Annotated in this window: 22 protein-coding genes; 1 reads left to right on the top strand and 21 read right to left on the bottom strand. The window is 62.0% G+C overall.

Annotated features, from left to right (window positions below; genetic code table 11):
- Positions 1-117 precede the first annotated feature (117 nt).
- From metK to pyrR, 12 genes are all read right to left on the bottom strand, one after another.
- Entirely contained in the window at positions 118-1,347 is a 1,230-nt protein-coding gene (gene metK, locus RIF72_RS14350) for a methionine adenosyltransferase (protein ID WP_017197561.1), read from the bottom strand.
- 76 nt (positions 1,348-1,423) lie between these two features.
- Complete coding sequence (gene coaBC / locus RIF72_RS14345) at positions 1,424-2,680, bottom strand: bifunctional phosphopantothenoylcysteine decarboxylase/phosphopantothenate--cysteine ligase CoaBC (protein WP_309075523.1); 1,257 nt, start codon at positions 2,678-2,680, stop codon at positions 1,424-1,426.
- 28 nt (positions 2,681-2,708) lie between these two features.
- On the bottom strand, positions 2,709-2,969 hold the full coding sequence (rpoZ, locus tag RIF72_RS14340) for a DNA-directed RNA polymerase subunit omega (RefSeq protein WP_017197559.1): 261 nt from the start codon (positions 2,967-2,969) through the stop codon (positions 2,709-2,711).
- Between the two features lie 39 nt (positions 2,970-3,008).
- Positions 3,009-3,581 carry a guanylate kinase gene (gmk, locus tag RIF72_RS14335; RefSeq protein WP_011774946.1) on the bottom strand — a complete coding sequence of 191 codons (573 nt, stop codon included), beginning with the start codon at positions 3,579-3,581 and terminating at the stop codon, positions 3,009-3,011.
- Positions 3,582-3,602: 21 nt separating this feature from the next.
- A complete protein-coding gene (gene mihF, locus RIF72_RS14330; RefSeq protein WP_309075522.1) occupies positions 3,603-3,929 on the bottom strand; it encodes an integration host factor, actinobacterial type in 327 nt (108 codons plus the stop codon).
- Between the two features lie 97 nt (positions 3,930-4,026).
- Positions 4,027-4,902 carry an orotidine-5'-phosphate decarboxylase gene (gene pyrF, locus RIF72_RS14325; RefSeq protein WP_309075521.1) on the bottom strand — a complete coding sequence of 292 codons (876 nt, stop codon included), beginning with the start codon at positions 4,900-4,902 and terminating at the stop codon, positions 4,027-4,029.
- Entirely contained in the window at positions 4,895-8,203 is a 3,309-nt protein-coding gene (gene carB, locus RIF72_RS14320) for a carbamoyl-phosphate synthase large subunit (RefSeq protein ID WP_309075520.1), read from the bottom strand. The genes pyrF and carB overlap by 8 nt, the downstream gene beginning before the upstream one ends.
- Complete coding sequence (carA, locus tag RIF72_RS14315; protein ID WP_309075519.1) at positions 8,203-9,450, bottom strand: glutamine-hydrolyzing carbamoyl-phosphate synthase small subunit; 1,248 nt, start codon at positions 9,448-9,450, stop codon at positions 8,203-8,205. The genes carB and carA overlap by 1 nt, the downstream gene beginning before the upstream one ends.
- A complete protein-coding gene (locus tag RIF72_RS14310; RefSeq protein ID WP_309075518.1) occupies positions 9,431-9,952 on the bottom strand; it encodes a hypothetical protein in 522 nt (173 codons plus the stop codon). Before RIF72_RS14310 ends, carA begins: the two co-directional genes overlap by 20 nt.
- On the bottom strand, positions 9,952-11,277 hold the full coding sequence (locus RIF72_RS14305) for a dihydroorotase (RefSeq protein ID WP_309075517.1): 1,326 nt from the start codon (positions 11,275-11,277) through the stop codon (positions 9,952-9,954). The genes RIF72_RS14310 and RIF72_RS14305 overlap by 1 nt, the downstream gene beginning before the upstream one ends.
- The gene (locus tag RIF72_RS14300) at positions 11,277-12,284 is read right to left on the bottom strand and encodes an aspartate carbamoyltransferase catalytic subunit (protein ID WP_309075516.1); all 1,008 of its coding nucleotides are present in this window, start codon (positions 12,282-12,284) and stop codon (positions 11,277-11,279) included. The genes RIF72_RS14305 and RIF72_RS14300 overlap by 1 nt, the downstream gene beginning before the upstream one ends.
- Positions 12,281-12,865, bottom strand: a complete 585-nt coding sequence (gene pyrR, locus RIF72_RS14295; RefSeq protein WP_014921974.1) for a bifunctional pyr operon transcriptional regulator/uracil phosphoribosyltransferase PyrR — start codon at positions 12,863-12,865, stop codon at positions 12,281-12,283. The genes RIF72_RS14300 and pyrR overlap by 4 nt, the downstream gene beginning before the upstream one ends.
- A 110-nt stretch (positions 12,866-12,975) precedes the next feature.
- Between pyrR and RIF72_RS14290 the strand changes: the two genes are divergently transcribed.
- A complete protein-coding gene (locus RIF72_RS14290; RefSeq protein WP_309075515.1) occupies positions 12,976-14,259 on the top strand; it encodes a PrsW family intramembrane metalloprotease in 1,284 nt (427 codons plus the stop codon).
- A 73-nt stretch (positions 14,260-14,332) separates the two neighbouring features.
- Here RIF72_RS14290 and nusB read toward each other — a convergent pair whose 3' ends face one another.
- The 9 genes from nusB to ruvX form a co-directional block, all read right to left on the bottom strand.
- Entirely contained in the window at positions 14,333-14,743 is a 411-nt protein-coding gene (gene nusB / locus RIF72_RS14285) for a transcription antitermination factor NusB (protein ID WP_089595229.1), read from the bottom strand.
- Positions 14,743-15,306 (bottom strand): elongation factor P, encoded by a 564-nt coding sequence (gene efp / locus RIF72_RS14280; protein WP_011774957.1) that lies wholly within the window; start codon positions 15,304-15,306, stop codon positions 14,743-14,745. Before efp ends, nusB begins: the two co-directional genes overlap by 1 nt.
- A gap of 155 nt (positions 15,307-15,461) precedes the next feature.
- Positions 15,462-15,983 (bottom strand): tetratricopeptide repeat protein, encoded by a 522-nt coding sequence (locus tag RIF72_RS14275; RefSeq protein ID WP_309075514.1) that lies wholly within the window; start codon positions 15,981-15,983, stop codon positions 15,462-15,464.
- On the bottom strand, positions 15,980-17,071 hold the full coding sequence (gene aroB, locus RIF72_RS14270; RefSeq protein ID WP_091467821.1) for a 3-dehydroquinate synthase: 1,092 nt from the start codon (positions 17,069-17,071) through the stop codon (positions 15,980-15,982). The genes RIF72_RS14275 and aroB overlap by 4 nt, the downstream gene beginning before the upstream one ends.
- A complete protein-coding gene (locus RIF72_RS14265; protein WP_375164234.1) occupies positions 17,068-17,625 on the bottom strand; it encodes a shikimate kinase in 558 nt (185 codons plus the stop codon). Before RIF72_RS14265 ends, aroB begins: the two co-directional genes overlap by 4 nt.
- The gene (aroC, locus tag RIF72_RS14260; protein ID WP_309075512.1) at positions 17,625-18,824 is read right to left on the bottom strand and encodes a chorismate synthase; all 1,200 of its coding nucleotides are present in this window, start codon (positions 18,822-18,824) and stop codon (positions 17,625-17,627) included. The genes RIF72_RS14265 and aroC overlap by 1 nt, the downstream gene beginning before the upstream one ends.
- A 26-nt stretch (positions 18,825-18,850) precedes the next feature.
- Positions 18,851-19,705, bottom strand: coding sequence for a shikimate dehydrogenase (locus RIF72_RS14255; RefSeq protein ID WP_309075511.1), 855 nt, complete (start codon positions 19,703-19,705; stop codon positions 18,851-18,853).
- Positions 19,702-21,408, bottom strand: coding sequence for an endolytic transglycosylase MltG (gene mltG, locus RIF72_RS14250; protein ID WP_309075510.1), 1,707 nt, complete (start codon positions 21,406-21,408; stop codon positions 19,702-19,704). Before mltG ends, RIF72_RS14255 begins: the two co-directional genes overlap by 4 nt.
- Positions 21,405-21,995: a Holliday junction resolvase RuvX gene (ruvX, locus tag RIF72_RS14245; protein WP_309075509.1), complete on the bottom strand. Its 591-nt coding sequence runs from the start codon at positions 21,993-21,995 to the stop codon at positions 21,405-21,407. Before ruvX ends, mltG begins: the two co-directional genes overlap by 4 nt.
- Positions 21,996-21,997: the final 2 nt, after the last annotated feature.

Below are 21,997 nucleotides of genomic sequence, written 5' to 3'. Positions count from 1 at the left end.
AACCACCGCACACCATCAACGCAGATGCCCGCAGCGGGATCGACCCGCTGCGGGCATCTCTCTGGCACCAGCCAACCACGAACCACCGACAAAAACAGAGGCCAACGGCAGAACAGATCAGGCGTTGAAGTATTCCTTCAGGTCGGCAACCCGGTCCAGGCGTTCCCACGTGAAGTCGGGTTCGTCGCGACCGAAGTGACCGTGGGCCGCCGTCTTGGTGTAAATGGGCCGCTTGAGGTCAAGGGCATCAATAATGGCGCGGGGACGGAGGTCGAACAGTTCGTCGATGGCTTCGCTGATGCGCGCCGGGTCAACAGTTTCGGTACCGAAGGTCTCAACGTATGTTCCCACGGGGCGTGCTTGGCCGATGGCATAAGCAATTTGAATCTCAGCGCGCTTGGCCAGTCCAGCGGCTACCACGTTCTTGGCAACCCAACGCATGGCGTAGGCCGCTGAACGGTCCACCTTGGACGGATCCTTTCCGGAGAAGGCACCACCGCCATGGCGGGAGAATCCACCATAGGTGTCCACGATGATCTTTCGGCCTGTGAGGCCGGCATCACCAACGGGACCGCCGATAACGAAGGCGCCGGCAGGGTTCAGGATGTTGGCAGTGCGCGCGATATCCAGGTTGGACGCCGACATCACGGGGTCGATCACATAGCTCGCGAGGTCCGCGCGAAGCTGCTCAAGGCTTGCTTCTTCTGCGTGCTGGCTGGAGATGACCACAGTTTCCACGGAAACCGGCCGGTCGCCGTCGTACCCTACGGTGACCTGGGTCTTGCCGTCCGGGCGGAGGTAGGCAAGTTCACCGTTCTTGCGGACTTCGGTGAGCCGTTCGGACAACCGGTGGGCAAGCCAGATGGGAGTAGGCATGTAGGACGCCGTCTCATCGCTGGCGTAGCCGAACATGATGCCTTGGTCGCCGGCACCTTGGAGGTCGTAGTCGTCCTCCTGGCGGCCTTCGCGGGCCTCCAGCGAGTTGAACACTCCACCGGCAATGTCATTGGACTGCTGGCCGATGGACACGGAGACACCGCAACGGGCGCCGTCGAAGCCATTGGCGGACGAGTCGTAACCGATTCCCAGGATGGTCTCGCGGACGATCTGAGGAATCTCTACATAGGCGTCGGTGGTGACCTCACCAGCCACATGCACCAGGCCGGTGGTGGCCATGGTCTCGACAGCAACACGGGATTCAGGATCAGCGGCTAGCAGCGCATCCAGGATGGCATCGCTGATTTGGTCGCAGATCTTGTCCGGGTGCCCTTCAGTGACCGACTCGGAGGTGAAGAGCCGGAGCTTGGACGGGGTGCCATGGTGTTCATGGTGCAGCGGTAAAGTCACTCGTCCACCTTACTGGGTTGCGGGACGGCGGCCTCTGCCGTGTGTCCCTTTGCTAAGAATTCGGGTGTGGGCTCAGTTACAGAGCCGGGAAGACCCGCGTGAGCTCGGCGCCCACCCGATCAATGACGGCGGTGGCGACGTCGGCTTTGGAGCCGGCAGTAGACTGCGGTTCGGCTCCGTGGCCGGAGAGGATGACCACGGAATTGTCATCCTGGCCGAACACCCGGCCAATGCCCACCTGATTAACCACCAGGAGGTCGCAGCCCTTGCGCTTGAGCTTGGCCGTTGCATGCTCCAGGACATCGCCATGGGCGTCGCCCGTTTCGGCCGCGAATCCAACAATCAGCTGCTGGCCGCCCTCGGCGTTGCGGCGTCCCACGAGCTCATGCAGGATGTCCGGATTGCGGATCAAGCGCACAACCGGCGCATCCTCGCCGTCGACCTTCTTGATCTTGGTGTCCGAAACCTCTGCCGGACGGAAGTCAGCCACGGCAGCGGCCATGATGACGACGTCGGAGTCGACCGCCGCTTTCAGCGCAGCGTCCCGCAGTTCCAAGGCTGATTCGACGCGGACAAGCTCGACGCCGGCGGGCGGCTCGACGTCCATATGTGCTGCGAGGAATCTCACAGTCGCCCCGGCAGCCAGTGCTGCAGCGGCGAGAGCGACCCCCTGCTTTCCCGAGGACCGGTTACCCAGGAAGCGGACAGGGTCCAGCGCTTCCCTGGTCCCGCCAGCGGAAATGGTCACGGTACGGCCTGCCAAAGATGCGTGCGCGGCGGGCTGCGCCTCCGCTTCACCATCCACCGAGGCCTCAGCCAACGCCATTGCGGCAGCAAAGATCGCTTCCGGCTCGGGCAGCCGGCCGGGACCTGAGTCGGCACCCGTCAGACGGCCCGAGGCAGGCTCGAGTACCGTGACTCCACGGCTGCGCAACGTCTCAACGTTAGCCCGGGTGGCGGCATGCTGCCACATTTCGGTGTGCATCGCAGGAGCGAACAGAACCGGCCCATGGGCCATGAGGAGCGTGTTGGTGAGGAGGTCGCCCGCTTGTCCGGTTGCCGCCTTGGCCAGGAGGTCTGCCGTGGCAGGAGCAACCACGATCAGGTCCGCTTCATGCCCTAAACGGACATGGTTAACCTTCTCAACGTCGTCGAAAACGCTATTGCTCACAGGGTTACCGGAGAGGGCTTCCCACGTGGCCACTCCGACGAATCGGGTCGCGGCTTCCGTGGGGATGACCGTCACCTTGTGACCGGCTTCAGTAAAAAGCCGGAGGAGCGATGCAACCTTGTAGGCTGCGATCCCTCCCCCGACTCCGAGGACTATGCGCACGTGACCTCCGTCAACAGGCAGTCTTTTCTTATTCGGCGGGCTCGATCGGCGTGGACACCAGAAGGCCTTCGTTGATCTCGCGGAGCGCGATGGACAGCGACTTCTCGTTCAGCTTGGTGTCGACCAGCGGGCCGACGTACTCGAACAGGCCCTCGTGCAACTGTGCATAGTAGGCGTTGATCTGACGGGCGCGCTTGGCGCCGAAGATGACCAGGCCGTACTTGGAATCAGCAGCCTCAAGCAGCGAATCGATCGGCGGGTTGATGATGCCTTCAAGGTTCGTGGACACGAATTCTCCAAATTTTAGCGGGCCAACAAATGCAAGCGCTTAGCGCTGGTGCGGGGTAAGCCCCATGAGTGAAACAAGCTCGTCCGCTGCCCGGCGAACGTCGTCATTGATGACGGTGTGGTCAAACTCCGGTTCAGCAGCAAGTTCCAGTTTAGCGGTTTCCAGCCTGCGCTGCTGTTCCTCGGGAGTTTCCGTGCCGCGACCCACCAGTCGACGGACCATTTCGTCCCAGCTGGGCGGCGCCAGGAACACGAAATTCGCGTCCGGAACGGCAGCTTTGACTTGTCGCGCGCCTTGAAGGTCGATCTCCAGCAACACCGACTTCCCGTCAGCGATGGCCGCGTCCACGGTACTGCGAAGCGTCCCATAGCGGTTCTGGCCATGTACAACAGCCCACTCCAGCAATTCACCCTCAGCTACCAGGGAGTCGAACTCCTCGGCGGATTTGAAGAAGTAGTGAACGCCGTCCTTTTCGCCCGGTCGCGCAGCCCGGGTGGTGGCCGAGACCGAGAGCCAAACCTCCGGATAGTTGTCCCTGATGTAGGTGGATACGGTTCCCTTGCCAACGGCAGTGGGGCCTGCAAGGACAGTCAGTCCGGGTTTCTTGCTCACGGATTCCTTCGGGGAGATGCGTCAAACGCTTTGCTGGGTATCCATAAAATCTACCAGCGCCCGGGCCTGATGAATTCCCAAGCCCCTGATGCGCCGTGATCCTGCAATGCCAATCTCCGCCATAATCCCCGCAGCCCTGACGGGCCCAATACCCGGCAGGGCCTCCAGTAACTCCACAACCCGCATGCGCGCAATCGCTTCATCCGTTGAACCGGAAGAAATCAGCTCCGCGACGCTGACTTCGCCGCGCTTGAGCTTTTCCTTGGCAGCGGCGCGCACGGCCCGCGCCTTGGCAGCCTTTTCAAGCGCATCGGAACGCTCCTGCGGTGTCAGCTCTTTAAGGCCCACTGCCAAACCCCTGTCAGATCGCGATTGTGATCTAGATCACGCGGACTGATCCTGAACCTACCGGCAGGCGCCGCGTTGCGCAATGAGGGTAGCCAAGTTACTCGGAGCGAAGCCCTGCCAGCGTCTCTTCCGTTGCGCCCCGGAGGCGCACCAGGGACGGACCGGCAGCCAGGATCCCGCGGCTGGACGTCGCCAGAACGCTGGGGTAAGCAGCACCGAACGTCTCGCGGAGATCGCTCGGAGTTGCGCCCTGAGCACCTAGCCCCGGAGCAAGGATCGGCCCGCGGACAGGGCCGAGCTGAATGTCCAGATCATCAAGCGCGGAACCGATAGTGGCTCCAACAACCAAGCCGACCGAACCAAGGGAACCCTCGTACCGCTGGTTCTCCACTGCAGCCGACGCCACAATCCTGCGCGCCACGGAGTCGCCTCCGCCGACATGCTGGACGGACTTTCCTTCAGGGTTCGATGTCAGTGCAAGCACAAACACTCCCCTGCCGTATTGAGCAGCAAGATCCAAAGCCGGGCGCAGCGACTCAAAGCCAAGGTACGGGCTCAGCGTCACGGAGTCAGCCGCCAAGGACGAACCATCCCGCAGCCAGGCATCCGCATACGCCGCCATGGTGGAACCAATGTCCCCGCGCTTGGCATCGGCAATACTGAGCACGCCTGACTCCGTGCAGGCGGCCAGGGTGCGCTCCAAGACTGCCATGCCGGCGGAGCCGTGACGCTCATAGAGTGCCACCTGCGGCTTGACCGCGGCAGCGAGGGAAGCCACGGCCTCCACCACCGTCAGCGAAAAGCGCTCCAGTCCCGCGGCGTCGTCGGTCAATCCCCAGTCAGACAAAAGCTGCGGGTGCGGATCGATTCCGACACACAACGGACCGCGTGAGGCCATGGCTGCAGCCAGCCGGGAGCCGAACGACTCCCAGGCCGGCTGCAGCTCTAGCTGTGGTGAAGCAGACTCAGGCATTGGCTGCTTCCATTGCGGCTGCCAGGTTGGCTGCGTGCTCCTGCAGGCTGGTCACGGACCATTCGTAGGTGCGAAGCGCCTCAATGGCTTGCACTGCTGCATTGAACTCGGCAACGGTGGTGATGCAGGGAATGCCGATGGACGTTGCCGCGGCACGGAGTTCGTATCCGTCGCTGCGGGCTTCGCCGCCGGATGGCGTGTTGAAGACCATGTCGATCTCGCCGGCGATGACCAGATCCGCAATGGTGCCTTCGCCTTCAGCGCTGCTTCCCTCGGCCACCTTGCGGACCGGAGTCGCTTGGATGCCGTTGCGCCGCAGGACATCAGCCGTGCCACCGGTGGAGACGATCTCGAAGCCCAGGTCCGACAGGCGCTTGACGCCCATGATTACTGAGCGCTTGTCACGGTTGGCTACCGAGACGAAGATCTTGCCTTCGGTGGGCAACGCGTTGTTCGCAGCGGCCTGGCTCTTGGCGAAGGCGGTGTCGAAGTGTTTGTCGATGCCCATTACTTCGCCGGTGGAGCGCATTTCCGGGCCAAGCAGGGAATCTACTACCTTGCCTTCAGGAGTACGGAAGCGGCTGAACGGAAGGACCGCCTCCTTGACGGCAACCGGGGCGTCCAAGGGAAGGGTGGAACCGTCACCGGCTTCCGGCAGCATCTTGTAGGCGCCGCGGAGCTGGTTGATGGTCACGCCCGTACCGATGAGGGCAGCTGCCTTGGCCATCTGCACACCCGTTGCCTTGGAGACGAACGGAACCGTGCGGGAGGCGCGCGGGTTGGCTTCGAGGACGTACAAGACGTCGGAAGCCAGTGCGAACTGGATGTTGATGAGGCCGCGGACACCCACGCCCTCGGCAATGGCCCGGGTTGCCGTGCGCACGCGCTCGATCACGTTATTGCCCAAGGTAATCGGAGGAAGAACGCAAGCGGAGTCGCCGGAGTGGATGCCGGCTTCTTCGATGTGTTCCATGATGCCGCCGAGGTACATGTCAGTGCCATCAAAGAGTGCATCGACGTCAATTTCAACCGCGTCTTCGAGGAAGCGGTCAATCAGCACCGGGTGGTCCGTGGTGATTTCCGTGGCGTTTGCGATGTAGCGGGAGAGGTTTGCTTCGTCGTAGACGATCTCCATGCCACGGCCGCCCAGAACGTAGGACGGACGGACCAGCACCGGATAACCGATTTCGTCAGCGATCTTCTTGGCGTCCTCGAAGGAAACGGCAGTGCCGTTCTTCGGGGAGGTCAGGCCGGCTTCGTCCAGGACTCGGGCGAAGGCGCCGCGGTGCTCAGCGAGGTCGATTGCTTCCGGCGACGTGCCCAGGATCGGAACACCGGCGTCGGCGAGCTGCTGTGCGAGCTTCAGCGGAGTCTGGCCACCGAGCTGCACGAAGACACCCATGACGCCACCGGTGCGCTCTTCAGCAGCGATGACTTCGAGGACGTCCTCAAGGGTCAGCGGCTCGAAGTAAAGGCGCGTGGAAACGTCGTAGTCCGTGGAGACGGTCTCGGGGTTGCAGTTGACCATGACGGTTTCGTAGCCGGCTTTGCGGAGCGCCATGGAGGCGTGCACGCAGGAGTAGTCGAACTCGATGCCCTGTCCGATGCGGTTGGGCCCTGAACCCAGGATGATGACGGAGGGCTTGGCGTGCAGGCCTACCTCATCTTCTTCGTCATAGGACGAGTAGTGGTAGGGGGTGTACGCGGCAAACTCAGCAGCACAGGTGTCCACTGTCTTGTAGACCGGACGAATGCCCAAGGCCTGGCGAACGCCGCGGACCACTGCCTCGTTGTTGTGCGTCAAGGCACCGATCTGCTCGTCGGAGAAGCCGTGGCGCTTGGCGTTGCGCAGCATTTCCTCGGTGAGCACGCCCGCCTTGCGGATCTCCTGCGCGGTCTCGTTGAGGAGCTGCAGCTGGTCCAGGAACCAGGGGTCGATCTTGGTTGCTTCGAAAAGGTCTTCCACCGTGGCGCCGCCCAAGAGCGCGCGCTGCACCTGGTGCAGGCGGTCCGTCGTGGGGCGCTTGGCCTTCTCGATGAGCTCGGCAACCTCGTACTCCGGGACAGAGCTGAAGTCCAGCTGCGAACCCTTCTGTTCCAGGGAGCGAAGGGCCTTCTGCAGGGCTTCGGTGAAGTTGCGACCCATGGCCATGGCTTCGCCAACGGACTTCATGGTGGTGGTGAGCGTGTTGTCGGCTGCCGGGAACTTCTCGAAGGCGAAACGCGGAACCTTGACCACTACGTAGTCCAACGTGGGCTCGAAGGAGGCCGGCGTCTTCTGGGTAATGTCGTTCGGAATCTCGTCCAGTGTGTAACCGAGGGAGAGCTTGGTTGCGATCTTGGCAATGGCGAAGCCCGTTGCCTTGGATGCCAGCGCGGAGGAACGGGATACGCGCGGGTTCATTTCAATGACCACTACGCGGCCCGTGGCGGGGTCGATGGCGAACTGGATGTTGCAGCCACCGGTGTCCACGCCGACTTCGCGGATAACGGCGATGGAGACGTCGCGCAGCTTCTGGTACTCGCGGTCCGTGAGGGTCAGCGCCGGAGCAACAGTGATGGAGTCGCCGGTGTGGACGCCCACGGGGTCGAAGTTCTCGATGGAGCAAACAACAACGACGTTGTCGTTCTTGTCGCGCATCATCTCAAGCTCGTATTCCTTCCAGCCGAGGATGCTCTCTTCGAGCAGCACCTCGGTGGTGGGGCTGTACTGGAGGCCCTGGCCAACGATGCGGCGGAGGTCGTCCTCGTTGTACGCCAGGCCCGAGCCCAGGCCACCCATGGTGAAGGAAGGACGGACCACCATCGGGTAGCCGAGGTCTTCCGCAGCAGCGAATGCCTCTTCCATGGTGTGGATGATGTGGCTCCGCGCGGACTCGGCACCACAGCGCTCCACGACGCCCTTGAACTTCTCGCGGTCTTCCCCGAGCTCAATGGCAGCAATGTTCGCGCCAATGAGTTCCACGTTGTACTTCTCCAGCACACCGTTCTTGTCCAGCGCGATGGCCGTGTTCAATGCCGTCTGGCCACCGAGTGTGGGCAATATGGCGTCCGGACGCTCCTTGGCGATGATCTTCTCCACCACCTCCGGGGTGATGGGCTCAACATAGGTGGCATCGGCGAACTCGGGGTCCGTCATGATGGTGGCCGGATTGGAGTTCACGAGGATGACCCGCAGGCCCTCCTCTTTGAGGACGCGGAGGGCTTGGGTGCCGGAGTAGTCGAACTCGGCCGCCTGGCCGATGACGATCGGGCCGGAACCGATGACCAGGACGCTCTTGAGATCTGTACGCTTGGGCATTACTTCTTGTCCTCAGTCTTGGATTCGGTGGAGTTGGCGCCTGTGGCCTTGGACTTGGTATCGGCCATGAGGTCGATGAAACGGTCGAAGAGGTAGGCAGCATCGTGCGGTCCGGCCGCAGCTTCGGGGTGGTACTGGACCGAGAACGCCGGGATGTCGAGGCAGGCGAGTCCTTCAACGACGTCGTCGTTCAACGAAACGTGGCTGACTTCCACACGACCGAAGCGTTCTTCCGGCGCCACGGTGGAACCGTTCAGCGGCGCGTCCACAGCGAAGCCGTGGTTCTGCGAGGTGATTTCCACCTTGCCCGTCCGACGGTCCATGACCGGCTGGTTGATGCCCCGGTGGCCGTAACGGAGCTTGTAGGTGCCGAAGCCCAAGGCTCGTCCCAGAATCTGGTTACCGAAGCAGATGCCGAAGTACGGGAGTTTCTCGTCCAGCACCGAGCGCAGGAGGGAAACCTGGTGGTCTGCCGTGGCGGGGTCGCCGGGTCCGTTGGACATGAAGAAGCCGTCCGGCTTGACCGCATTGACGTCCTCCAGAGTGGAAGTGGCCGGCAGTACGTGCACGCGCACACCGCGCTCAGCGAAGCGCACCGGAGTCATCGCCTTGATACCAAGGTCGACGGCTGCGATGGAGAAGCGCGGCTCGCCTTCCCAGCCATGGTCCTTGGGCTCCACGACGTAGGCCTCGTCAATGGAGACTTCCTCAGCCAGCGCCGCGCCTTCCATAGGCGCACTGGCCAGGACAGCGTCCAGCAGTTCCTTGTCGGTGGCCTGCGCGGCATCGCCGGAGAAGATACCTGCGCGCATTGTCTTGTGCTCGCGAAGGTGGCGGGTGATGGCACGTGTGTCGACGCCCTGGATGCCAACGATCCCCTGCTCCACCAATTCATCATCGAGGCTTCGTTCGGACCGCCAGTTTGAGGGGCGGCGGGCGGCGTCACGCACAATGTACCCGGCCACCCAGATGCGGCGGGACTCAGCGTCTTCGCTGTTGACGCCGGTGTTGCCGATGTGCGGTGCAGTCTGGACCACCAGCTGGCGGGCGTAGGAGGGGTCGGTGATGGTCTCCTGGTAGCCGGTCATGCCGGTGGCGAAGACGGCCTCACCAAGAGCGGTTCCCTGCGCTCCGTAGCTGCGACCGCGGAACATGCGGCCGTCTTCGAGCACGAGTACTGCTGCTGAGGGGGTGGTTGTGGTGGCTGCTTTACTATCCGTCACTTTATTACTTTCCACTATCGGCATCTGCCTGAGGGGCTGCGGAGATCAATTCTTGGAGGGCTTCGAGGAGGAGCTGCTTGTCGGTTGCGTGCCTGGAACGGAACCCGGTGTCGAGTTCCCGGTCACCAAGTTTCCAATTGACGACCAGAAGTCCGTCCTTTTCGACAAATTTCCCGGCCATGCCGTTGGCTTCGCGGCTGTCCACCAGGGCGGAGCGCGGGATGAACACGGGGGCGGCACCGGATCGGTCGAACAACACGCCTTCAGCGTGGATGCTCAGTTCCGCATTGGTCCGGATGCCCATGCCCTGCACTGCGATCCGGTCCAGCCAGTCACCCGCCGTGGTGGTGGCCACGTATTGGCCGTCCGCGACCACCGTTGCCGGTGTCAGCTGCTCCGGCACCTCGGGAAGGCGTTCGACGTCGGCTTGTCGCCTCAGCCGGTTGCGCCACCCCAGCCAGATCATCGCCAGGATGACGACGATCAGCGGCACCGTGATGAGCACGGTCAGTGTTTGGTTGTCCATTAGTTGCTGCTGACTGCCGGGTACCTGTACGGCGTGTTGAGCTGTCCGTCGAGGACGGTTGGGTGGCCCTTGAAGAAGGTTGCCACCACGGATCCGGGCAGCTCTTTGCCCTTGAACGGTGAATTGCGGCCCATGGTTGCCATTTTATGGGGGTCAACGGTCCAACGCGCAGCCGGGTCCACCAGGATGACGTTGGCAGGCTCACCAACCTCAAGCGGACGGCCCTGATCGGCCACTCGGCCAATGACTGCCGGCGTGAACGAGGTAACCCTGGCGAAGTCGGCCCAAGTCATGAGGCCGGTTTCGATCATGGTCTCCTGAACCACAGACAGGGCGGTTTCAAGGCCGGTCATGCCCATGGCTGCCTGCGCCCATTCGCATTCCTTGTGCTCGCTGGGGTGCGGAGCGTGATCGGTCCCCACGACGTCGATGGTGCCGTCTGCCAAGCCCTCGCGGAGCGCTTGAACGTCAGCGTCGGTACGCAGCGGCGGGTTGACTTTGTACACGGGGTCGTAGCTGCGGACCAGCTCATCGGTGAGAAGCAGGTGGTGCGGGGTAACCTCGGCAGTGACGTTGATTCCACGCGCCTTCGCCCAGCGCACGATTTCCACGGATCCCGCCGTGGAAACGTGGCACACGTGGAGGCGGGAACCAACATGCTGGGCAAGCAGGACATCGCGGGCGATGATGCTTTCCTCGGCAACAGCCGGCCAGCCCGTGAGTCCCAGCACCGCGGAAACAGCACCTTCGTTCATCTGTGCGCCAGCGGTAAGGCGCGGCTCCTGCGCGTGCTGGGCCACCACGCCGTCGAACGCTTTGACGTATTCCAAAGCCCGGCGCATGAGGACGGGGTCGTGGACGCAGATGCCGTCGTCGGAGAACATACGGACCTGGGCGCGGGAATCCGCCATGGCCCCCAGCTCGGCGAGCCGCTCCCCCGCCAAGCCCACCGTCACTGCACCGACAGGACGCACATCCACCCAGCCTGACGCCCGGCCCAGGCTGTGAACCTGCTCCACGACGCCCGCAGTGTCTGCCACGGGGTTGCTGTTGGCCATGGCGTGAACCGCCGTGAAGCCACCAAGCGCAGCGGCCCGGGTACCGGTTTCCACCGTTTCGGCATCTTCGCGGCCGGGTTCGCGCAAGTGGGTGTGAACATCCACCATGCCAGGCAGGGCGACGAGGCCCTGGGCATCGATGACGGTTGCGTCGTCATGGGAGAGGTCTTTGCCGCGTGCTTCGATAACGCCGTCACGGATCAAGAGGTCTTCAGCTTCGCCACCGAGGATGGCGGCCCCACGAATCAGGTAAGTGTTCTCGGCCATCAGTTGGTCTCCTTGCTGGGCTGGCTTACGTTCGGGGCGGCTTCGCGGGAGTCCCCCGAGAGCAGCAGGTAAAGGGCGGCCATTCTGACCGAGACACCGTTCCGCACCTGTGCGAGCACGGTGGAACGCGGCGAATCTGCGGCGGCAGAAGATATCTCCAACCCCCGGTTCATGGGGCCGGGATGCATGATGATGGTGTCTTTCATGCCGAGATCGTCCAGCGTTCGGAGCCGGGCGTCGTCAAAACCCCAGCGGCGCGAGTACTCGCGGGTCGAGGGAAAGAACGACGCATTCATGCGTTCACCCTGGACACGCAGCATCATCATGGCGTCGATGCCGGCTTCCAGCGTCTCGTCCAGGTTGTAACTGACCTTGCATGGCCAGTGCTCGACGCCGATGGGCAGCAGAGTTGGCGGCGCCACCAGGGTGACCTCGGCGCCTAGGGTCTTGAGCAGCCAAACGTTGGACCGGGCGACACGAGAGTGCAGGACGTCCCCGGCAATTGCTACCCGCATGCCCTTGAGGTCCGCTCCCGTGGATTCCATGCCGTTGACCTGGGACCAATGCCGACGCATGGTGAACGCGTCCAAGAGCGCCTGAGTAGGGTGCTCGTGGGTGCCGTCGCCGGCATTGATGACAGCTGCGTCAATCCAGTCAGTGGCAGCGAGCCGATGCGGCGCGCCGGAAGCCCAGTGGCGGATGACGACGGCGTCCGCCCCCATGGCTGCGAGTGTCTGTGCCGTGTCCTTAAGGGATTCCCCTTTGGAAACCGAGGACCCCTTGGCGGCGAAGTTGATGACATCGGCTGACAGGCGTTTGGCTGCGGCTTCAAAGGAAATACGGGTACGCGTGGAGTCTTCGAAGAAAAGGTTAACCACGGTACGGCCGCGCAGTGCCGGTAATTTCTTCACTTCACGCTCGCCGACTGCGGACATTTCCTCAGCCGTGTCCAGAACACGAATGGCGTCGAAAAGACTGAGGTTTTCGGTGGAAAGGAGGTGCTTCACTTGCCCGCCTCAATAACTACTTCGTTGACGGGCACGCCGTCCACGGAGTCAATCTCCTCGAGGTGGACCCGGACTTTTTCAGATGAGGAAGTAGGCAGGTTCTTGCCCACGTGGTCGGCACGGATGGGAAGCTCGCGATGTCCCCGATCCACCAGCACAGCCAAGCGGACAATCCGCGGGCGGCCGAGGTCAACCAAAGCGTCCAAAGCGGCGCGAATGGTCCGGCCCGAATAAAGGACGTCGTCGATCAGGACAACAACCTTATTGTCTATCCCGGACAACGGGAGCCGCGTGTGGCGTGGGGGCCGCGTGGGCTGGTGGGAGAGATCGTCGCGGAACATAGTGACATCCAGCTGGCCGACCATCGTCTCGGCGTTCACCGTGGGGTCGGCCGCTGCAATCTTGTTGGCAAGCCGCACGGCCAGAGGGTAGCCGCGGCTGGGAATGCCCAACAGAACCAGGTCCTGGGAGCCTTTATTGGCTTCAAGGATCTCGTGGGCGATACGAGTGAGCGCACGATCAATGTCCGCCTGATTGAGAACAACCCGCGACGGCACGTGCGCTGAAGTGACTTCAGTCATCGCTCGTCTCCCCTTTCCCCGCCTCACGGGACGGAATTAAAAAAGGAATATTTGCTTTTCAAAGCTACCACAGCGCCTCTTTCCCACCTCACCGGCGGCAGCAGCGAACCGTGAGTTTAAGCTCACACTCCGTGCTGTGGAATAGGCTCTTGCCCATGACCATGAACCACCACGGCCAGCACTATCCGCGACCATATCTGGAACCTGGTGCCAACCCCACCTGGATCGGCCGTGTGCAGCCGGGGAACTATCAACCGGCTCCCGGTAATCCGACGTCCCTCCCCGGGCAAACCTGGGCGGTGCCACCCGCGCCACCAGTTCGCGGGTCCTGGGGCATGCTTCCCCTACTCATTGTGGGAACCGTCCTGGTTCTCGGCAGCCTGTTGCTGGTGGTGCCGTTCCTGCTGGGCAATACGGGCATTGCCGGTTTCGTGATCGGCTTCATCGCCTCCCTTATTCCACTGTCCGTGGTGCTGTTGACGGTACGCCTGATCGATCGCTGGGAGCCCGAGCCAAAGAGGCTCTTGTGGTTCGCGTTCACGTGGGGTGCCGCGGTTTCCATTGCCGGGACCTTGCTTATCCAGCCGCTCTTCGCACTTGCAGCACCAACCTCCAGCGAAGAGGCTTTCACCTACTTCATGGCCACCGTCCAGGCACCCATCGTGGAAGAGTTCACCAAGTCACTGGGGTTGTTGGTTCTGATCCTGGCAGCCCGAAAATACTTTGATGGACCTGTTGACGGTGTCGTTTTCGCCTTCACCATTGCCGCCGGCTTCGCCTTCACGGAGAACATCCTCTACTTTGGCCGCGAAATAGCCTCCTCCACCGATCCAGGGACTGACTTGATCCGAATCTTCATCCTCCGCGGCGTCATGTCTCCGTTCGCCCACGCGGTGTTCACAGGGACAACCGGGCTGATCATGGGCTTCGCAGCCCGGAAATGGCACTCGGGGTACGCGGTCCTTGCGTTCTTTATCGGTTTGCTGCCAGCGATCTTCCTGCATAACCGCTGGAACAGCATGGGACAGAACTTCCTGGTGGAGTACTTCGTGGTCCAGGTGCCGATCTTCCTGGTCGCTGCTGCAGGTATCATCCTTCTCCGCGTCGCGGAAGGAAAACTCACCCGCCAACGGCTTCTCGAGTATGCCCGGGCAGGCTGGTTCACGCCCGCTGAAGTGGAGATGCTGGCAACGTCGCGAGGCAGGCGGCAGGCTGTTCGCTGGGCGTCCTCGCGCGGTCGCGGGAACCAGATGAAATCGTTTATCAAAGGCGCCACTGCTTTGGCGTTCACCCGGCAGCGGATCCTCAGCGGCCGCGACGTCCACGTTCACCAGCACGATGAACTGGAGCATCTGCGCAGCATCCCCTCCCTCAGGGCGGCGGTTCTTCAATAGCGCAAAAGGACCTGCAGATAACGCAAAAAAGGACCCGCATCCCAGGGGTGCGGGTCCTTTATGTCGTGAATGGCTAAGCAAGAAGTGAAGGTTTGAGCTTCTGCAAACGGCCGAGCAGCCCATTGATGAAAGCCGGTGACTCGTCCGTGGACATCGTCTTGGCAAGGGCCACAGCTTCGCTGACAGCTACGCCGTCCGGAACTTCGTCATTGTAGAGAAGTTCCCAAGCGCCGATACGAAGGATGATGCGGTCCACGGACGGCATCCGCTCCAACGTCCAGCCCTGGGCGTAGGTCGCCAGGAACTCATCGATGGTTGCCTGCATGGAAACAACACCCTCCACGATTTCCACCGTGTACGGGTTGATAACAAGATCGGTCTTCTCCCGGCGCGCTGTCATCGCGTCGAAAGCCGAAACGGAGCGCTGCTCCGCCTCGAAAAGTACTTCGAGCGCCCTGCTACGGGCTTTACCGCGTGCGCTCACTAGTCGTTGACCCGGCCCAGGTAGCTGCCATCGCGGGTGTCTACCTTGACCTTGGTGCCCTGCTCAACGAACAGCGGGACCTGGATTTCGTAGCCAGTCTCCACAGTTGCGGGCTTGGTGCCTGCCGAGGAACGGTCGCCCTGAAGGCCCGGCTCCGTGTAGGTGATTTCGAGGACAACGCTCGGGGGCAGTTCGATGTACAGCGGCGTGCCCTCATGGATGGCAATGTTGACCATCTGGTTCTCGAGCATGAAATTGGTGGCGTCGCCTACGGTGGCGCCGGAAACGGTGATCTGGTCGTAGTCCTGAGTGTCCATGAAGACGAAATCTTCGCCGTCCTGGTACAGGTACTGGTAGTCACGGCGGTCAACCGTTGCGGTTTCGATCTTCAGCCCGGCGTTGAAGGTCTTGTCGACCACCTTGCCGGACATGACGTTGCGCATCTTGGTGCGAACGAAGGCGCCACCCTTGCCCGGCTTGACGTGCTGGAACTCAATGATGTTCCAGAGCTGGCCCTCGAGCTTCAGTACGGTCCCGTTCTTGATGTCGTTTGTGGTTGCCACTCGTATCCTCTGGTTTCTCTCACTGGTTCAAGCTGCCAGTTTGCCTATGCCAAGCAGGCATGCCAAACGGCCCGCCAGCGCGTATTTATCAAAAATCCAAGAACCATTCTACCGGCAAATACGGCTACGGCTTGCGAGCTGCGTTGCCCGGGCCTTCAGGAAGCCAGTTCAAGTACGTTCCGGGCCCTCTGCAGGGCAACAGCGGAAGAGTAGATCAACGCCGCATCGGCAGCCATGGCTACCCGCAGGTCCAGCGCCTTTGCGAATTCCTCGGACGCCGCCAGCGCATTGCCGCTGACGAAATATGCCCTGCCCAGATACTGGTGCACGATCGCTTCCTTGGAGCTGCCCTGGACATCCTGCAACAGATGCCTGAACAACTGCACGGCCCGGTCCAGCCGGTTGGTTGCCCGGTGTACTTCCGCTTCAAAAATCCTCAACCGGAAGGACTCCGGATCCTTGTAGCGAGCCTCGGCCAACAGCTCGGCCGCCTCGTTGGGCTGGTTGTCCAGCAATAGGGCCATAATGCGATCCGCTGGGTCTTCCGAGGCCGCGAGGGCAGTCTCCATGACATCCTCGTTGACAACCACAGGAAGCAAAGTGTCCGGGTTCATCCGGACTCCGGGGAAGCCGGCAGTAGGCCAGTCACTGACGCCTTCACGAAGAGTGACGGTCATGATGCGATCTCCTGGTAGGCGGCAAACAGAAGCGACGTGTCAGGGACCTCCAGGATGCCCGGCTTGGCAACGCCATCAAGGACAACGAACCGGAGAAGATCGCCACGGGACTTCTTGTCTCGGCGCATTCCATCCAGAAGACCCTGCCAGCGGTCCCTGCGGTACGTGATGGGGAGCCCCAGGCTCTCCAGGATGGTGCGGTGTCGGTCTGCGTCAGCATCGGACAAACGCCCGACGCTTCGCGACAACTCGGCAGCGAACATCATTCCCACGGAAACGGCCGCGCCGTGGCGCCATGAGTAGCGTTCCACGAGCTCGATGGCGTGGCCCAGCGTGTGTCCATAATTCAGGATTTCACGGAGGCCGGATTCCTTGAGGTCCTGGGAAACGACTTCAGCCTTCACGGAAATCGCGCGTTCAATGAGCTCCCGAACTACATCGGATCCGGGATCCATTACTGCGTCGGTGTTCTTTTCCACGAGGTCGAGGATTGCCGGATCAGCGATGAAGCCGCACTTGATGACCTCAGCCATTCCGGAAATGAGCTCGTTCTTCGGCAGGGTCTGGAGCGTGTCCAAATCTGCCAGGACTGCGGCAGGGGGGTGGAAGGAACCCACAAGGTTTTTTCCTTCAGCTGTGTTGATGCCGGTCTTGCCACCCACTGAGGCGTCCACCATGCCCAGCAAGCTCGTGGGCATGTGGATGACTTTGACGCCACGGAGCCACGTGGCTGCCACGAAGCCGGCGAGGTCCGTTACAGCGCCGCCGCCAACCGCCACGATGGCGTCTGACCGCGTGAAATCGTTCTGGCCCAGCACTTGCCAACAGAACGCCGCAACCTGAATGTGCTTGCCCTCTTCAGCATCCGGGATTTCGGCCGTGAGTGCCGTGAAACCTGCCGCCTCCAGCTCGTCACGGACGGTATCGCCGGTCAGGCGGAGGGCCCGCGGGTGGATCACCAGAACTCGTCGTACTCGTTCGCCAAGCTTCGCAGGCAGGGTGTCCAACAGCCCGCGGCCCACCACGACGTCGTAGTTCTCATTAACCGACTGGCCGGTCACCTTGATGACAGTTGCTTCGTTGCTCACTTTTCAACTTCCTCTTTCAAGGCTGCATGCTCGAGCAGCCGCTCCTCCAACTGGAGGCCGATTTCTGCCACGGATCCGGAACGGACATCCATGACAATGTCCGCGAGACGCTCATAGACGGGACGTCTGGTGGCAAACAACGCTTCCCAACGGGTCATGGCGTCACCCTGCAGCAACGGCCTCCCGGTGTTCCGCGCAATCCTGTCTGCGACGGTTTCCGCATCGCATTCCAGATAGACAACGGTGCACTCCCCCAGCAACTGCTGGGTCCCGGAGTCAAGCACAGCGCCACCTCCCAGGGAAATGATGGCTGGCTCTGCCTTGGCAGACTCGATGGCCTTCGCCACTGCCCGCGCTTCAATCTCGCGGAAGGCGTGCTCTCCCCTGCCGGCGAAAATATCTGCGATGCTGCCGTGGGCAGCTACCACCACTGCGTCCGTGTCCACGAACGGGACACGGAGTTGGTGGGCCAGTTGCTGGCCGATCGCCGATTTTCCGACGGCCATGGGACCCACGAGAACAACGGGGCGGCCATCCGGGATAGCGCGAACCACTACCGGCCGACCGAGTCCAGGGTGGCCGGAATGCTATCAAGGTAACCCTGCAGGTTCCGCTGGGTCTCCGCGACGGAGTCGCCACCGAACTTCTCGGCGACAGCCTCGGCGAGAACCAATGCCACCATTGCCTCGGCCACAACTCCGGCTGCCGGAACCGCGCAAACATCTGAACGCTGGTGGTGTGCCTTGGCAGGCTCCCCGGTGCTGACATCAACGGTCCGAAGTGCACGTGGGACGGTCGCAATCGGTTTCATGGCAGCCCGAACACGAAGAACCTCACCGATGCTCATGCCACCTTCGATGCCACCGGCCCGGTTGGTCTGGCGAACGATCTTGCCATTCCCGTCCTTGAGGATCTCATCGTGGGCAGCAGATCCACGGCGTGCGGCCGTAAGGAAGCCGTCGCCCACTTCTACACCCTTAATGGCCTGGATACCCATGAGGGCGGCCGCGAGGCGTGAGTCGAGGCGACGATCCCAGTGGACGTAGCTGCCGAGTCCAGGGGGAAGCCCATATGCCAGGACCTCTACCACGCCACCAAGGGTTTCACCTTCCTTGTGGGCGGCGTCCACCTCGGCCACCATCGCATTGGACGTCTCCCTGTCAAAACAACGCAAGGGGTCGGCGTCGAGGGCAATGACGTCGTTCGGCGACGGCAAAGGCCGGCCTTCAGGAACGGTCACGCTGGCAATGGAAACGGTATGGCTTACCAATTCGATGCCCAGTTGCTTCAAGAACTGCGCAGCGACGGTGCCAAGGGCCACGCGTGTGGCGGTCTCGCGTGCGCTGGCACGCTCAAGGACCGGACGGGCTTCGTCGAATCCGTACTTCTGCATGCCCGTGAAATCGGCGTGTCCCGGGCGCGGACGCGTCAGAGGTGCATTGCGGGCTTGGTCGGCGAGGATCTCAGGGTCCACGGGATCAGCAGCCATGATCTGCTCCCATTTGGGCCACTCTGTGTTGCCAACCTGGATGGCCACAGGGCCTCCCTGGGTAAGTCCATGACGGACGCCACCCATGATGGTGACCTCGTCCTGCTCAAACTTCATGCGGGCACCACGTCCATAGCCCAGGCGCCGACGCGCCAACGCGTCACGAATCTGCCCGCTGGTGAGTTCAACACCGGCAGGTACGCCTTCAACAATTCCGATCAGGGCCGGACCATGGGATTCACCGGCAGTCAACCAACGCAACATATAACCAATCCTGCCATGTAAGGCTTCTAGAACACTCGCCGGGGAAGCCCGACTGAGTCGCACATCACATCTATGACGGCGGCTTCAACGTCACAGCCGCTGAAGCGCCTGATCTGTTCGGCCGCCTGATACAGCAGCATCTCCAGCCCCGGAACCACCGCTCCTCCGTGGCCATGCCACACTTCCGCGAGGCGGCTGGGCCAAGGATCGTAGGCGACGTCCAGCAGGACTCCGGCCCCGGTGCCGGGCAACGCCGCAAGCTCCTCCGCCAAGGAATCCGCGGCACGAGGTGGAAACGTGGAGATGACCAGGTCCGTGCCAGCCACAGCTGTTGCCGCTTCCGTCAGGGGTCGGACGGCCAGGGAAATGCCGACGGCGGCCGCGGCGGCTTCCGCATCACCTGCACGTCCCGCGTCGCGAACGAAGACGTCCACGTGACGGGCACCAAGTTCGTGCACAGCGGCGATAGCCGCAGCCGAGGTGCCACCACCACCAAGGATCGCTGCATGGGGTGCGGCAACGACGCCGGCGTAGCGGACCGCTTCAACTATGCCCGCAACATCAGTGTTGTAGCCCACCCGTCGGACCTGTCCGTCGTCGTGCTCGAAAACCACCGTGTTGATAACGCCCAGATGGGCGCCGGCACCGCGGACTTCGTCCACTTCTTTGACCATGGCCGACTTCAGCGGCATGGTCACCGAAAGGCCACACCAAGCGTCATCCCCGCGGAGCGAGTCCATGAACGACGGAAGCTGTTCCACAGTGACGTCGATCGCCGAGTATGCGATATCCACGCCCAACTTGGCGTAGGCAGCAGAGTGCAGTGCCGGAGATTTCGAATGTGAGATCGGGTGCCCGAGGACTGCGGCGCGACGACTCACACACACCGTCCCGCGTTGGCCTGGCACCACGCGTTGTACTGCTCAACATAGGTGTTGTGCTCCGCCAGTGTCTTGGAGAACTTCGTCTCCTTGGTGTCCAAGTTGATGGTCACCCAGTAGAGGTACTCATTCTGTGTCGGCTTGGCTGCAGCATCGATCGCTGTCTTTCCCGGCGAACCAATGGGTCCTACCGGCAGCCCGACATTGGCGTACGTGTTGTAGGCGTTGGACTTGTCGGCCTTTTCTTCCTCGGTGAGGTGGAACGACTTCTTGCCCAGGCCATACGTGACAGTGGCATCGGATTGGATGAGTCCGCTGGTCTCAATGTTGTTGGGCTTGAGCCTGTTGTAAATGGCGCCAGCCACGTTCCCGTAGTCCGCTTGCCCGCCTTCAGCCTGCACGATGCTGGCGATGGTTACGGTGTCGTACTGCTTGGCGGGGTCAGTAACTCCTTGGGCTTTGAGTTCATCAAGGGTGGTGGTTACCAACTTCTGGATGATGTCCTTAGCGGGCGTACCCAGCTCGAATCGGTATTCGCCCGGGGCAAGGAAACCCTCCAGGTTCTTGGCCTTGGCAGGAACTCCGAACTGGGCCGGTGCCTGGTTCAAGGTGTTGAGCTCTTGCACCGGAATGCCCGAACCCTTGGAAATGGCCTCCAACGACTCATTGATGCGCAGGCCCGCGTTCAGCGCGAAGTACATGACCTTCCCGGCGTCCTTGTTGACGAGAACCGCCACAGCATCAGAGTTCTTCATTTCCGTGCGGAACGTGAAGTCGCCGGGAGACAGCTCCCCGCCATCACTCAGGAATTCCTGGACGAAAGCATCAGCGTCAGCGATCACGCGTTTTTGAACAAGCTCATTGGCGACGGCCTTGGGTCCGGACCCCTGGGCTACGGTTATGTTCACCGATCCCGTTCCCGGCCCCGGGTAGTCGGTAACCCTATCCATGCCCAGCAAGGGCTTCAGGAACTGCGCACCGATGGCGATGGCGGCGACGAAGACACCCAGCGTGATCAGGAGGGCCAGGACACGACGACGGCGGCGGGCCTTTTTCGCGGCGGCCTTGGACGCCGGACTTGCAACGGGGGCAATCAAGTCATGGTGGTGCTCATCATGAAGATGAACGTCATCGTGAAGTTCTTCATGGATGTCCAGCTGGTAGTGGTCATCATGCGCCGCGAACTCGTGCTGGTTGTGAGCGTCGTGAAACTCACCGTGATCAACGGCAGCGTGTTCACTGAGGTTGGGATCACTGAGATCGTGTTCATTGGCCTCGTGGGTGTGGACTTCTTCGTCGTGCAGGTCCTCGTGATGACCTCCCGGCTCACCAAGTACCTGAGCTGCGTGCACCTCTGCGTCGTCGGGTGCCTCGGCAGGAGCCTCCGGCTGGGCCGGGCTCTTGTGCCCGGATTCGATCGCGGAGGTTGGGGGTGCCAGAGGAGTCGGGGGGGCCACCGGTGTTGGGGGTGCGACTGGCGTGGGGGGCGTCACGGGCGCAGGCTGAACGGCCGGGACTGGTCGGGGCAATTCCGGCTCAACTTCCGTTGAGGGAGCAGCCTCTCCCGGAGTCGCTTCAGGAACGGGTACCACATTGTGGTTCTGCGTGGCGAGGAATCGTTCACGCGCCCGCAGCTCTTTGCGGGTTAGCGACATACCGCCGCCGGCGGTACCGCTGGAGGGGTCGTTGTTGACCGGGCTCACAGTTGCAGTCCCCTCTTAGAAGAATCGGATTCACGGCCGGAGGCAGCCCGCAGCGTTGGGGCACTGCTGGGTTTCTCGGACTGCGCCGGTGCCTGCACTCGGCGGCCAACGTCCGTTCCTCTGGCTTTTTGCATGTCGATTGCGTGCTGAAGTATTCCAGCAGCGGCAACCTGATCAACCACTTTACGGTGGTTCTTGCTACTCATGCCAGCTTCGTGCAGGTTGCGGTGTGCCGTAACAGTGGAAAGTCGCTCATCCACAAGGTTTACGGGAATGTCCAAACCCGCGCGTAGAAGCTCATTGCTAATAAGGTCCGCGTAGTCCATGGCCATCTGCGCAGAGGCGCGTTCCTCACCTTTCATGGTTCGAGGAAGACCCACGAAAATCTGGACCGCCGGCAACTCCGCCGCGTGCTTGACCACTACGCGAACATCGGAGTTTTTCTTGCTGTCCCGGCTTACCGTCTTGAACGGCGTGGCCAAAATCCCGTCGGGATCACAAATGGCCAGACCAACCCGGACGGTACCGACGTCTACCCCCAGCTTGATGCCCTGGGGGTAGACGCCGCTGTCAGTACTGGAATTCACCG

The organism is Paenarthrobacter sp. (genome assembly GCF_031180005.1).
GTDB lineage: Bacteria > Actinomycetota > Actinomycetes > Actinomycetales > Micrococcaceae > Arthrobacter.
Note: the sequence above shows the minus strand (reverse complement) of the source record. Positions and strands in the feature narration are given on the sequence as shown.

Coding starts and splice junctions, on each gene's coding strand:
- pyrF (WP_309075521.1), bottom strand. CDS start 4,902: ATGCCTGAGTCTGCTTCACCACAGCTAGAGCTGCAGCCGGCCTGGGAG.
- carB (WP_309075520.1), bottom strand. CDS start 8,203: ATGCCCAAGCGTACAGATCTCAAGAGCGTCCTGGTCATCGGTTCCGGC.
- carA (WP_309075519.1), bottom strand. CDS start 9,450: ATGCCGATAGTGGAAAGTAATAAAGTGACGGATAGTAAAGCAGCCACC.
- RIF72_RS14310 (WP_309075518.1), bottom strand. CDS start 9,952: ATGGACAACCAAACACTGACCGTGCTCATCACGGTGCCGCTGATCGTC.
- RIF72_RS14305 (WP_309075517.1), bottom strand. CDS start 11,277: ATGGCCGAGAACACTTACCTGATTCGTGGGGCCGCCATCCTCGGTGGC.
- pyrR (WP_014921974.1), bottom strand. CDS start 12,865: ATGACTGAAGTCACTTCAGCGCACGTGCCGTCGCGGGTTGTTCTCAAT.
- RIF72_RS14275 (WP_309075514.1), bottom strand. CDS start 15,983: ATGACCGTCACTCTTCGTGAAGGCGTCAGTGACTGGCCTACTGCCGGC.
- aroC (WP_309075512.1), bottom strand. CDS start 18,824: ATGTTGCGTTGGTTGACTGCCGGTGAATCCCATGGTCCGGCCCTGATC.